Source organism: uncultured Sphingomonas sp. (assembly GCF_964243315.1).
Lineage (GTDB): Bacteria > Pseudomonadota > Alphaproteobacteria > Sphingomonadales > Sphingomonadaceae > Sphingomonas.
In genome coordinates, this window is record NZ_CAXTEM010000010.1 from 49859 (window position 1) to 62118 (window position 12260).

Genomic DNA, 12260 nt, shown 5'->3' on the forward strand with positions numbered 1-12260 from the left:
TGACGAACCGGAGGGGGAGGGCGAGGGCGAGGGGAGGTCACGGCCTGCCCGGAAATCTCTGCGTCCTCCGCGCCTCCGCGCGCGCACTCTTCCGCCCACCAACGATCTGCGCGATCTCGCCTCCGCGCCAACCATCTATTCGCCTGATGGATCGAACCCGCGCCCCCGCGATTGTCTGCTCCATGACCGACACCCGCACCGAAACCGACTCGCTCGGCCCGATCGAGGTCCCCGCCGCCGCCTATTGGGGCGCGCAGACCGAGCGCAGCATCCAGAACTTCCCATTCGGCGATCGCGAGCGCATGCCGATCGGCATCGTCCACGCCCTCGCGATTGTGAAGCAGGCCGCGGCACGCGTGAACCGCGCCCATGGCCTCTCCCCCAAAAAGGCTGACGCGATCGAAGCCGCCGCTGCCGAGATCGTTTCGGGCAAGCTCGACGATCAGTTCCCGCTGGTGATCTGGCAGACCGGCAGCGGCACCCAGTCGAACATGAACGTCAACGAGGTGATCGCCGGCCGCGCCAACGAGATGCTCGGCAACACGCGAGGCGGCAAGGCGCCGGTCCATCCCAACGACGACGTCAACATGGCCCAGTCGTCGAACGACAGCTTTCCGACCGCGCTGCACATCGCCGCCTCGCTCGCGGTCAGCGGGCGCCTGTTTCCGGCGCTCGACCGGCTGCACGACGCGCTGGATGCCAAGGCCGAGGCATGGCGCGACATCGTCAAGATCGGCCGCACGCATCTGCAGGACGCAACGCCGCTGACGCTCGGGCAGGAATTCTCGGGCTATGCGAACCAGCTCTACCGATGCAAGCGGCGGATCGAGCCGGCGGTCAGCCACGGCACCGATCGCCTGGCGCAGGGCGGCACCGCGGTCGGCACCGGGCTCAATGCGCCGAAGGGCTTCGCCGACGCGTTCTGCGCCGCGGCGCGCGAGATCACCGGCCACCCGTTCCATCCGGCCGAGAACAGTTTCGAGGCGCTGGCGTCGAACGATCCGCTCGTCCATCTGTCGGGTACGCTGAACACACTGGCGGTCGCGCTGACCAAGATCGGCAACGACATCCGCCTGCTCGGCAGCGGCCCGCGCTGTGGGCTCGGCGAGTTGGACCTGCCCGCCAACGAACCCGGCAGCTCGATCATGCCCGGCAAGGTCAACCCGACCCAGGCCGAGATGCTGACGATGGTCGCCGCGCAGGTGATGGGCAACCACCTCGCGATCACCGTGGGCGGCATGCAGGGGCACCTTGAGCTCAACGTGTTCAAGCCGTTGATCGGCGCCAACGTCCTGCGCTCGATCGATCTGCTGAGCGTCGCGATGCAGGGCTTTGCCGAACGCTGCGTCGACGGGCTCGAGCCGAACCGCACCCGCATCGCCGAATTGCTCGACCGCTCGCTCATGCTGGTGACCGCGCTCGCCCCCGAGATCGGCTACGACGCGGCCGCGAAGATCGCGAAGCACGCGCATGCCGAGGGACTGACGCTGAAGGAGGCCGGGCTGGCGCTGGGCCTCGTGGATGCGGAGACGTTCGATCGGGTGGTGCGGCCGGAGACGATGCTGAGGAGCTGAGCTGCGGGTCCATGAGGCCGCGGAACAATGCCCCGGCCTCCAAGGTTATCCGCGCGTCCGCTTCGGCGAACCTAACGGGAGTAATCCGCATGTTTTCACGTATCGTTGGCGCGCTGGTCGGGCGCGAGATGGACCGTCGCGACGGGTCGGGCGGCATGAAGGGTGCGGCGATGGGCGCGCTCGCGGTCGGGGCGCTGCGCCGGATGGGGCCGCTCGGCATGATCCTCGGCGGCGGCTATGTCGCGAAGAAGGCGTATGATCGTCGCCGCGCGGCCCGCAACGGCCCCGTGATCTGATCCTGCCAGCGCTGGATTGACCTAGCGCCGCCGCGCCTCGCTCGCTTTTCCGGCGGCTGGGCGCGGCGGCGCTTGACCTTGCGGCCGCCGTCGCGCCACTAGCGCACATGATTGTCGACCCGAAGCCGACCCGCGATGCGGCCGATCCCCATCATTTCCGCCGCCGCGGCGTGTTGTTCGTCCTTTCGTCGCCCTCCGGCGCAGGCAAGTCGACGATCGCACGCAAGCTGCTCGCCGACGAACCCGAACTCGGCATGTCGGTATCGGCGACGACTCGGCCGATGCGCCCCGGTGAAGTCGACGGGCGAGACTATCACTTCGTCGACCTCGAGGAATTCCGACGCATGGTCGCGGCGGACGAGTTCCTGGAATGGGCGCACGTCTTCGATCATCGTTACGGTACGCCGCGCGCGCAGATCGAACAGATGCTCGCCGCCGGCAAGGACGTGCTGTTCGATATCGACTGGCAGGGCGCACAGCAGCTGTTCCAGATTGCGGGCGGCGACGTCGTCCGCGTCTTCATCTTCCCCCCATCGATGGACGAACTCCACCGCCGCCTGACCAGCCGTGGCACCGATGCCGAGAAGGTGATCGATGCTCGCATGGCACGTGCAGCGAACGAGGTAAGCCATTGGGATGGCTATGACTATGTTCTGGTCAACGACGATGTCGAAGCCTGTTTTGCCGGGGTTAAGACGATCCTCGCCGCCGAACGCCTGAAACGCTCGCGTCAGACCGGCTTGATCGGTTTTATCCGCAAGCTGACGCGCTAGACGCGCAGCGCCGCCAGGAAGCGTACCGCACCGTCATATTCCGCGCGTTTCGCCGCCAGCGACCGCGCGGCGAGTGCGTCCTCGCCCCAGCGCTCGGTCTGCCAGTCCTCGTCTACATGCGCGGTCGCCCAGATCGCGTCGGACGGCATCGCCTGTTCGATCAGCGCCAGCGCGAGCACCAGCGACCCGGTGATCGTCACCACGGGCGATAGCGCGGCGAGGTCGAACGCGCCGAGCGCCCGCACCGCGTCGCTCAGGCGCGTCACGGTCGCGGTGGGCTGGTCGACATGCATGATCCCCCGGGTGATCGCGAAATGCACGTCGTACCGCGTCCGTGCCCAATCGAGCGGCGGGTCCCACGCGAGTGCCTGACGCGCGACAAGCTCGGTGGGCGCCTCGGCGCGGTAGCAGAGCAGGTCGCTGGCGGCGTAACGCGCGAGATCGTCCGCGAAGCGCGCGGGATCGGGGCCGATCCGGTCGATTGCGGCGTTGGCCAGCCCGGTGAGCGGCATCGCGCGCGGATCGATATCGCCCTCCACCGCACGCCATTCCGCCGCAACCGCCTCGGCGAGTGCCGCGGTGGGCAGGATCAGTGGGGTACGGCCAGGGGTGCGCACTGGCCGCGCGTCGAGCTTGATGCCGCCGTCCGCTTCGACGGCGACGTCCGTCCAGAACCGCTTCACGGCAGCGGCGTCCGCCAGCGGCGCGCCAGCGCACGCGGGACGGTCGCGATCATCAGCAGCGCCGACAGCACGATCGCGAAACCCAGGACCTTCGTCGGCATGTCGGTCGCGCGCGCGAGTAGCATCAGGCCGAGGATCGCTCCCGCCACGCCCGCGATCCGAACTCCGATCATCATGAAATAGCGCGTCCTCGCGCGCGCATCCTCGTCGGTCATGCGGTCTCCATCATCAGGCTGGGCAGGTCGGCGACTTCGGTCGCGACGCAGTCGGCACCCGCACGTCTCAACTCCCCGATCGCGTGATAGCCCCATGCGACCCCGACCGCGCGGGCGCCCGCGGCGCGCGCCATCGCCATGTCGAAGCTGGTATCGCCGATCATCACCGTGGTGCCGGGCACCGCGCCCGCCTCGGCCATCGCCGCTTCAATCATCGCGGGGTGCGGCTTGGACGGATGCCGGTCCGCGGTCTGCAGGGTCATGAAGCGATCGCCGATCCCGTGCGCGGCGAGCACGTGCGCGAGCCCGCGGTCGCTCTTGCCGGTCGCAACGCCGAGCACCCAGCCTCCAGCGAGGAGATCGTCCAGCACCGCCTCGATCCCGACGAACATCGGCTCGTGCTGCAAGCCGCCGCTCGCGCGCATCGCGACATAGGCGTCCTTGTAGCTCTGCGCGAGGCGGCGGTGCGAGGCGTCGTCGGCCTCCGGCAGCAGCACCTGCATCGCCTCGACCAGGCTCAACCCGACGATGCGCCGGATCGCCGCGCGCGGCGGCGGCACCAGCCCGGCGCCGGCAAAGGCGGTCTCGCACGCGACGCAGATGTTCGCCTGACTATCGACCAGCGTCCCGTCGCAGTCGAACACCGCGAGCCGGGCAGGGGCATGCGCAGCCACCGCGTCAGCCCCGGCCGCCACCGCGCCCGCTTCCGCCGCCCGGCTTGGTGCCCGTCGGCTTCGTGCCACCCGGCTTCGGCCCGCGCGGACCAGCTTTGGGCGGTTTGCCCGTAGGTGCGGCGCGCCCGGTCGCTTCGTCGCCGCCGCGCCCCCGACGTTCGCCGCGACGTTCCTTGCGGACCGACTTGGCATGCGCCTTCGCGCGGGTCTTGAGCTGCTCCCTGCTCGGCGCGCTCTTTTCCTCGAGCACCATCGCGTCGCCGAGCTTCTCGTCGAACCCGAGCTGCGTCAGGCTTTCGGCGAAATGGGTCGGCAGCGGCGCGGTGACGTCGATCGATCCGCCATCGGGGTGGTCGACCTTGATGCGTCGTGCGTGGAGATGCATCTTGCGGCTGATCCCGCCCGTCAGGAACGCCGCGGCTCCGCCATATTTGCCGTCGCCGACGATCGGGTGGCCGATCGCCGCCATATGCACGCGCAACTGATGAGTGCGGCCGGTGAAGGGTTGCAGCTCGACCCAGGCGGCGCGGTTGCCGGCATGTTCGATGACGCGATAGCGGGTCCGCGCGGGCGCGCCCTCCGCCTCGTCGACATGCATCTTCTCGCCGCCGGTGCCGGGTTGCTTGGCGATCGGCAGCTCGATCATGCCGTCTTCGATCGAGGGTACGTCGACCACCAGCGCCCAATAGACCTTGCGCGCGGTCCGCCCCGAGAACGCCTTCGAGAAGAACGCCGCGGCACGGCTGGTGCGTGCCACCAGCAGCGCGCCGGACGTGTCCTTGTCGAGCCGGTGGACCAGCTTGGGCCGGCCTTCATTGTCATATTGCAGCGCGTCGAGCAGCCCGTCGACATGCCGGTCGGTTTTGGTGCCGCCCTGGGTCGCGAGCCCCGGCGGTTTGTTGAGGACGAAGGCCTGGAAATCCTGGTGGATCACCATTTCCTGCGCGAACGCGGTCTCGTCGTCCGAGAGGATCACGCGCTCGCGTTCGCGCTTCGGCTTGTCGTCGATCTTCGCGGCTTCGGCAGGGGGCACGCGCAGAACCTGTCCGGCCTTGATCCGATCCCCCGGCGCCGCGCGTGCGCCATCGACGCGAAGCTGCCCGGTCCGCGCCCACATCGCCACCGTGGTGAAGCTGGTATCGGGCAGGTGCCGCTTGAACCAGCGATCGAGCCGGATGTCGTCGTCGTCGAACCCGACCGTGAATTCGCGCACCGTCGCGCTCTGGCTGTCGCCCTTGCCCGCGGTCATGCCACGCTCCGGGCGAGCGTCAGCCCCGCGAACAGCGCTATCGCCGCGCCGACGACCGACGCCAGCGCATAGCCGATCGCGACGGTGACGGCGCCGCGATCGAGCATCGTGACGAGATCGAGCGAGAAGGCAGAGAAGGTCGTGAACCCGCCGAGCACGCCGACCCCGACGAACAACCGCCAATCCTCGCTGTCGCCGGTGCGGGCGAGGACGCCGACGAGCAGCCCCATCAGCAGCCCGCCGACGAGGTTCACCGCGAGGGTCCCATAGGGGAAGTCGGGCCCCAGCCATGCGATCATCGCGCGGCTGGTCAGGAAGCGGGCGCCGGATCCGAGCGCACCGCCGATCATGACGAGAAGAAGTTGCATGCCGCGCCCCCTAGCGCGTTTCGCCGCCAACGCGAAGCGGCGCCTTGCGTGAGCCGGGCTTGCGCGGCCGGCGGCGACACGCCATCGTCGCGGGCATGTTGAACCTCGTGTCCCTACTGTTCGGCCTCGTCACCCTGGTGTTCGGGCTGGTCGCGTTCATTCCGCTGCTGGGTTGGATGAACTGGCTCGTCATCCCGATCGGCATCGTCGGCGCCGCCATCGGCGCGATGTCGTCGAGCAACACGGGGCGGAACCTGAACCTCGTGCTGATCGTGATCTTCGCGTTGCGGTTGAGCCTGGGTGGCGGGATAATTTGAGGGCGAGGAGCTCAGCATCGATCACGCCCGGTTTCCGAACCTCAGTGTGTCCCCGCGAAGGCGGGGACCCAGTACTGGGCTCCCGCCTTCGCGGGAGCACAAGCAGCGCTATTCCAAGGCCTACCGCAACGCTCTAATTGCTGGCGTATCCAGGCACTGCAGCAGCGCATCGCGCGCGATCGGCGCCGATCCCGCCGGCGCAACGTAAGGCGGCACCGCGGTCGGCACTCCGATGGCCACCGGGGCAAAGCCCGATTGCCCGGTGCACCGCAGCCCCGCCGCCAGCAGCTTCGGCGGCGTGTCATACGCCTCATACGACAGCCGGAACGTGCCCCAATGGATCGGGATCGCGCGGGCCGCGCCCAAGCGGCGGAAGACCTCGACCGCGTCCACCGGCCCGATATGGCTGCCCGACTCCATCTGTCCGGGCACGAAGCGGAACGCGCCGATCGGGATCAGCGCGAGGCGGATCGGGCCGAGCGCGGCGGCCTCCGCGGGCCAGCGGCCGTCGCCCATTCCGGTGTCGCCTGCGAAGAACAGGTTCCCGCCCGACGGCAGCGATACCACGAAGCTCGACCACAGGGCACGGTTGCGATCGGTGAACCAGCGACTGCCCCAATGATGGTTGCGGGTGACGGTCACCGTCGCTGCGCCCACCTTCGCGTGCTGGCCCCAGTCGAGCGCGATCGCGCGCGCGCCGGTTTGCGCGATCACGCTGTCGTTGCCGAGGCTGGTGACGATCGCGGGCCGGTCGCGCCGCCACAGCCGCGCCAGCGTCGCCTTGTCGAGATGGTCGTAATGATTGTGGCTGACCAGCACGAGGTCGATCCGCGGCAGATCGTCGAACGCGATCCCCGGTGCGGCGACCCGGCGCGGCCCGGTGCCGAGCGGACCCGCCTTGTCGCTCCACACCGGATCGGTGAGGATGTTGAGGCCCTGGGTCTGGATCAGCACGCTCGCATGGCCGATCCAGGTCACCGCCATCCGCTCGCCCGCGACCCGCGGCTTGGGCTTGGCCTGCGTGACCTTCACCTGAGCGGGCCAGGCCGGGCGCCCGTCGCTGCCGGTCAGATAGCGCCAGAAGAACCCCGCCCTCCCGCCGCCGCCGGGCGGCCTGCCCGCGGTGTCCTCGTCGCCATCGGGATTGAAGAAGCGCTCGCCGTCGAAATGATCGGTGGGGCCGCCGCGATAATAGATCCGATCGAGAAAGCGCGGCACGATCACGATCGTCGACCCGACCAGCACGACCAACAGCACGACGATGCTCGCGAGGATCTTCAGGGCTGAGGTCACGGAGATCCTTCGGCAAGAGGCACGAGGTTGCACAACGCCAGTCGATCGGGTCGGTTCAGATCCGGGGGTACTTGTCCGCATGCGCACGCTCGCGCACACAGCGGCGGACGGCGGCGTCACCGCCGGTCACGACGGAGAACGGCATGCGCGCTTTCGGTATCGGACTTCTGCTGGCGACCGCCATTCCTGTGGCGGCACAAGCCAGGACCGTAGTGGTCGAGGAACGATCAATCGACGATCTGCAGGCGCTGATGACCGCGAAGAAGGCGAGCAGCGTCGATCTCGTGACCGCGTATCTGAAACGAATCGCGGCGATGGACCGCAAGGGCCCGACGCTGCGATCGATCATTGCGCTCAACCCCGACGCGATGGCGCAGGCACGGCAGCTCGATGCCGAGCGCAAGGCCGGTCGCGTCCGCGGCCCGCTCCATGGGATCCCGGTGCTGATCAAGGACAATGTCGAGACCGCGGACCCGATCGCGACCACCGCGGGCAGCCTCGCGCTGCGCGACAATGTCACGCGCCGCGACGCGCCGGTCGTCGCGGCATTGCGAGCCAAGGGTGCGGTGATCCTCGGCAAGACCAACTTGTCGGAATGGGCGAACATCCGGTCGTCGCGGTCGATGAGCGGGTGGAGCGCGATCGGCGGGCTGGTGCGCAACCCCTATGCGCTCGATCGCACCGCGTGCGGATCGTCGAGCGGTTCGGGCACGGCCGTCGCGGCGAGCTTCGCGGCGGCGGCGGTCGGCACCGAGACCGATGGCTCGGTGGTTTGTCCGGCATCGATCAACGGCTTGGTTGGGCTGAAGCCGTCGATCGGGCTCGTCAGCCGCACGCATGTCGTGCCGATCAGCCATAGCCAGGACACGCCGGGGCCGATGGCGCGCAGCGTCCGCGATGTCGCGACGATGTTCTCGGCAATGATCGCCGCGGACCCCGCCGATGCCACGACTGCCGGCGCGGTGGCACGCGACTATGCTGCGGGGCTGTCGACCAGCGCGTTGTCGGGGCTGAAGATCGGCGTGATCCGGCCTCAGATGACCCCCGACCTGACCGCGCGCTACGACGCCGCGCTGGCGGTGCTGCGGGCGGCCGGGGCGGTGTTGGTCGATGTCGAGGCGCCCAAGCTGGAAGGGCTGGGCGATGCCGAATTCACCGTGCTCAAGACCGAACTGAAAGCGGACATGAACGCCTATCTGGCGACCACCCCCACGGCGGTGAAGACGCGGACGCTCGACGATGTGATCGCCTTCAACGAGGCGAACGCCGCGACCGAGATGCCGTACTTCGCGCAGGAGACGTTCGAGGACGCCGCCAAGACCAAGGGGCTCGACGATCCGGCGTACAAGGCGGCGCGCGCCAAGTCGCTTCGGCTCGCAGGGGTCGAGGGCATCGACGCGATGCTGAAGACCGCGGGCGCGCAGTTGCTGGTCGAGCCGACCTATGGCGGCGCCTGGCTCAGCGATCCGGTCTATGGCGATCAATATGGCGGGCCGAGCGCCAGCGAACTGCCCGCGGTCGCCGGCTATCCGCATCTGACGGTGCCGATGGGGCTGGTCGACGGGCTGCCCGTCGGGCTGTCGTTCATCGCGACGAAGAATGCGGAAGCGACACTGCTCGCCGCCGGCTACGCCTACGAACAACGCGCCCGCGCGCGCTCCGCGCCACGTTATCTGCCGACCGCCGCCGCTGGGCTGGGAATGGACGGGGTGCGCTGAAGCGCGAATGCTTCAGGTCAGACTAACCCTCGTCGTCATCCCCGCGCAGGCGGGGACCATATTGGTTGCGGTTCGAGATCAAGTCGCGAGGCTCGCCAGTACGGACTCCCGCCTTCGCGGGCATGACGGGGCGGGGGGCGGAATTTATTTCCCGCCAATCCTCAAGTCCGCGTGGTGCCGAAGCGAAAACGCTTCGCCCAGCGGCGGGCGAAGCTCATCTGCCAGAGCATCAGGCACGGCACGACCCCGATCTCCATGCCGAGCCCGAGGACATGGCCCTGCGACGGCACCCCGACGGCAAGCAGCGAGACCAGTCGTGCCAGGCCACCGACGACGATCAGGCCGCCGAGCAGGCGGAAACGCGGCCCCTTGCGTTCGATCGTGGGGATGCAGCTCAGAAAGCCCAGTCCGGTCGCGAAGAAGATCCCGGATATGTAGCGGAAATGGCTGTCGAGATCGATCGGCACCGCCGTCAGATGCCCGAACGGCGCCGGCCCGTGGACGATGCCCTGGCCGCCGACCACCAGCGGCAACAGGCATGCGAGCGCGACCACCGCCTGGAGCAGGCGCTTCTCGATCATCAATGCTTCTCCAGCAGTTCGGGGCGGATGTGGATCGCGCGCAGCGACACGCGGACTTCGACCATGAACGACACCAGCGCCGCGATGAGCAGCACCATCGCGAGGATGAACGAAATCGCGACGAGAGTGCCGAAATGCAGCTTCGCCAGCTCCGCGACGAACAGCAGCGCGACCACCAGGCAGGTCATGATCGCACTGGTCACCGCGAGGAACAGCGCCGCGTTGATGATCGTCATGCGCCGGTCGAGCAGCCGCAGCTCGGCGACGTGACGCTCATGCTCGGGACCGGAGCTCCGCGGATGCAGCAGCTCCAGCGCGCGGGCTCGGTCGATCACCCGCGACAGTCGCCCGGCGAGCACGTTCAGCAGCGCCCCGATCCCCGCCAGCATGAATACCGGGGAAAGCGACAGCTGGATGGTCTGCGCGATTGTGGATACGGCGGGAAATGTCGGCATTCCGCCCTGCATAGTATCTCCGGAGACCGGGGGTAAAGGGGCGGTGTCGCGCTCGCGTGACCCGTGCTCCTGCGCACGCAGGAGCCCAGGGCCCGATATGGCGACTTCGGTGGATCTGCCCGACCCTAGGCTCCTGCGTGCGCAGGAGCACGAGAGCCTCAGCGCGACGGGTCGATCAGGAACTTCTCCCCCGTCGCGCGGCGGGCGTAGGCGGCGATGACCGCCGGATCGAGCGCTTCGCGGAGGGAGATCACCTGCGTGTAGTGGCTCGCGAAGGTCGTCTTGAGTTCGGCGTTGACGCGCGCGCGCAGCTCGGCGGTGCGTTGCGGCCCGACCCGCGCGAGGAACGGCGTCAGCAGCCAGCCGCCGATGCCCCAGGCGAGCCCGAAATTGCGGTCGATCATCGTCGCGCGAACGTCGAGGCTGCCGTAGATATAGGCCTGTTTGTGGACGCTCGACCCGTACCGGCTGTAGCCGCCCGCCTTGCGATTCGCCGCCGCCTCGATCGCGGTGAGGATGCGGTTGACCAGATCCCCACCACCGATCGCGTCGAACGCGATCGTCGCGCCCGTCGTCGCCACTGCGTCGGTCAGCGTCTCGGCGAAATCGGGTGCGCTGCTGTCGCAGACATGGACCGCACCCGCATCGCGCAACAGTGTGGCCTGCGCCTCGCTGCGGACGATGTTCACCAGGCCGATGCCGTCGGCGAGGCAGATCCGGTTGAGCATCTGGCCGAGGTTCGATGCCGCGGCGGTGTGGATCAGCGCGCTGTGGCCTTCCAGCCGCATCGTCTCGACCATCCCCAGCGCGGTCAGCGGGTTGACGAACACCGACGCGCCTTCGGCCGGGGTCGCGTCATCGGGCAGTACGAAGGCATCGGCCGCGCGGACGGTGCGATACTGCGCGTACATCGCGCCCGCGATCAGCGCGACGGTCTTGCCGAGCAGATGGTCCGCGCCTTCGCCGGTTGCGACGACGGTGCCCGCGCCCTCGTTGCCGACCGGCATCGCCTGGTCGAGCCGCGCCTTCATGCCCGGCATGCGCTTTTCGGGGATCGTCGCGGTCGCGCTCGGCAGATCGGCGTCAGTGCCGGCGACGAGCGTCGACAGGTCCGCGGGGCCGGTTAACAGCCCGAGATCGGACGGGTTGATCGGAGCCGCCTCAATCCGCACGACAACCTCGCCGGGGCCGGGGGCCGGGGTGTCGACCTGCGCGAGCGTGAGCTGCAACTCGCCGCCGCTGGTGACGCACGAACGCAGCTGTAGTCCCGAAAATCCATCGGTCATCGGTGATCCTCCCTATGTTCTCGCGGGTGCTCGGCCGTTCCGCCGTGCCCGCGCTGGCGCCTCTATGCGCGAATATGGCCGAAGTATCGAGCGAGCCTTTGCAGCGCGGATTGCGGCGCAGGCGATTGGCGGTAAGTCCCGGGATCAGGAGGTGCGATATGCGACTATCGTCGATAGCAGGGCGCCGGACATTGTTCGTGATGGCCACCGATCATGAATATGGCGAGCACCTCCGCGCCCGAATCACTCCGCTCATCACCGGGGTCGGGCCGATCGAAGCCGCGATCGGCACGAGCATCTGCCTGCAGGAGCTTCGCGTCGCGGGAACGATGCCCGATCTGGTCGTGTCGCTGGGTTCGGCGGGATCGCGCCGGCTCGACGTCGGCGGCGTGTACCAGATCAACCGGGTGTCGTGGCGAGACATGGATGCGTCGCCGATCGGCGTGCCGCGGGGCGTGACGCCGTTCACCGATCACCCGGCGGTGATGGAGCTGCCCACCCCGCTGTCGAGTGTCGCATGCGCGTCGCTGTCGACCGGCAGCGATATCGTCACCGGCGACGACTATGCGCGGATCGATGCCGATCTGGTCGACATGGAGACGTTCGCGGTGTTGCGCAGCTGCCAGCGGTTTGGCGTCCCGATGATCGGCCTGCGCGGCGTGTCCGATGGGCCGGGTAAGCTGGACGGCATCGGGGGATGGACGGAACTGCTACCCTTGCTGGATCGCCTGCTGGGAGAGGCGGTCGACCGCCTCGCCGATCTGCCGCCCGACTGACA

At 68.6% G+C, this 12260-nt stretch carries 15 protein-coding genes; 6 read left to right on the forward strand and 9 right to left on the reverse strand.

Features of this window, described 5'->3' with window-relative positions:
- Positions 1-182 precede the first annotated feature (182 nt).
- The 3 genes from fumC to gmk all read left to right on the forward strand — a co-directional run bounded on the left by fumC (position 183) and on the right by gmk (position 2643).
- Positions 183-1574 carry a class II fumarate hydratase gene (gene fumC, locus ACFE77_RS05330; RefSeq protein ID WP_375420589.1) on the forward strand — a complete coding sequence of 464 codons (1392 nt, stop codon included), beginning with the start codon at positions 183-185 and terminating at the stop codon, positions 1572-1574.
- An 89-nt stretch (positions 1575-1663) separates the two neighbouring features.
- Positions 1664-1870, forward strand: coding sequence for a hypothetical protein (locus tag ACFE77_RS05335; protein ID WP_375420590.1), 207 nt, complete (start codon positions 1664-1666; stop codon positions 1868-1870).
- A gap of 107 nt (positions 1871-1977) precedes the next feature.
- The gene (gmk, locus tag ACFE77_RS05340) at positions 1978-2643 is read left to right on the forward strand and encodes a guanylate kinase (protein ID WP_375420591.1); all 666 of its coding nucleotides are present in this window, start codon (positions 1978-1980) and stop codon (positions 2641-2643) included.
- Here gmk and ACFE77_RS05345 read toward each other — a convergent pair.
- From ACFE77_RS05345 to crcB, 5 genes are read right to left on the reverse strand one after another with little or no spacing between them, the layout of a single operon-like run.
- Positions 2640-3326 (reverse strand): ATP12 family chaperone protein, encoded by a 687-nt coding sequence (locus ACFE77_RS05345; protein WP_375420592.1) that lies wholly within the window; start codon positions 3324-3326, stop codon positions 2640-2642. The genes gmk and ACFE77_RS05345 overlap by 4 nt on opposite strands.
- Positions 3323-3541 carry a hypothetical protein gene (locus ACFE77_RS05350; protein WP_375420593.1) on the reverse strand — a complete coding sequence of 73 codons (219 nt, stop codon included), beginning with the start codon at positions 3539-3541 and terminating at the stop codon, positions 3323-3325. Before ACFE77_RS05350 ends, ACFE77_RS05345 begins: the two co-directional genes overlap by 4 nt.
- Entirely contained in the window at positions 3538-4215 is a 678-nt protein-coding gene (locus ACFE77_RS05355; protein WP_375420594.1) for an HAD-IA family hydrolase, read from the reverse strand. The genes ACFE77_RS05350 and ACFE77_RS05355 overlap by 4 nt, the downstream gene beginning before the upstream one ends.
- Positions 4216-4219: 4 nt before the next feature.
- Positions 4220-5464 carry an RluA family pseudouridine synthase gene (locus ACFE77_RS05360; RefSeq protein ID WP_375420595.1) on the reverse strand — a complete coding sequence of 415 codons (1245 nt, stop codon included), beginning with the start codon at positions 5462-5464 and terminating at the stop codon, positions 4220-4222.
- Positions 5461-5832 carry a fluoride efflux transporter CrcB gene (crcB, locus tag ACFE77_RS05365; RefSeq protein WP_375420596.1) on the reverse strand — a complete coding sequence of 124 codons (372 nt, stop codon included), beginning with the start codon at positions 5830-5832 and terminating at the stop codon, positions 5461-5463. Before crcB ends, ACFE77_RS05360 begins: the two co-directional genes overlap by 4 nt.
- Before the next feature lie 107 nt (positions 5833-5939).
- Between crcB and ACFE77_RS05370 the strand changes: the two genes are divergently transcribed.
- Entirely contained in the window at positions 5940-6149 is a 210-nt protein-coding gene (locus ACFE77_RS05370; protein ID WP_375420626.1) for a hypothetical protein, read from the forward strand.
- A 120-nt stretch (positions 6150-6269) separates the two neighbouring features.
- On the opposite strand, the gene ACFE77_RS05375 is transcribed toward ACFE77_RS05370, so the two are convergent.
- Positions 6270-7442, reverse strand: a complete 1173-nt coding sequence (locus ACFE77_RS05375; RefSeq protein ID WP_375420597.1) for an MBL fold metallo-hydrolase — start codon at positions 7440-7442, stop codon at positions 6270-6272.
- A gap of 143 nt (positions 7443-7585) precedes the next feature.
- Between ACFE77_RS05375 and ACFE77_RS05380 the strand changes: the two genes are divergently transcribed.
- A complete protein-coding gene (locus tag ACFE77_RS05380; protein ID WP_375420598.1) occupies positions 7586-9160 on the forward strand; it encodes an amidase in 1575 nt (524 codons plus the stop codon).
- 161 nt (positions 9161-9321) lie between these two features.
- Here the strand turns inward: ACFE77_RS05380 and ACFE77_RS05385 are convergent, their stop codons facing one another.
- From ACFE77_RS05385 to ACFE77_RS05395, 3 genes are all read right to left on the reverse strand, one after another.
- Positions 9322-9741: a DUF4345 domain-containing protein gene (locus tag ACFE77_RS05385; RefSeq protein ID WP_375420599.1), complete on the reverse strand. Its 420-nt coding sequence runs from the start codon at positions 9739-9741 to the stop codon at positions 9322-9324.
- Positions 9741-10196, reverse strand: a complete 456-nt coding sequence (locus tag ACFE77_RS05390; RefSeq protein WP_375420600.1) for a DUF2721 domain-containing protein — start codon at positions 10194-10196, stop codon at positions 9741-9743. Before ACFE77_RS05390 ends, ACFE77_RS05385 begins: the two co-directional genes overlap by 1 nt.
- Positions 10197-10354: 158 nt before the next feature.
- Positions 10355-11482, reverse strand: coding sequence for a zinc-binding dehydrogenase (locus ACFE77_RS05395; RefSeq protein ID WP_375420601.1), 1128 nt, complete (start codon positions 11480-11482; stop codon positions 10355-10357).
- A gap of 158 nt (positions 11483-11640) precedes the next feature.
- Between ACFE77_RS05395 and ACFE77_RS05400 the strand changes: the two genes are divergently transcribed.
- On the forward strand, positions 11641-12258 hold the full coding sequence (locus tag ACFE77_RS05400) for a 5'-methylthioadenosine/S-adenosylhomocysteine nucleosidase (protein WP_375420602.1): 618 nt from the start codon (positions 11641-11643) through the stop codon (positions 12256-12258).
- The last annotated feature ends 2 nt before the right edge of the window (positions 12259-12260 follow it).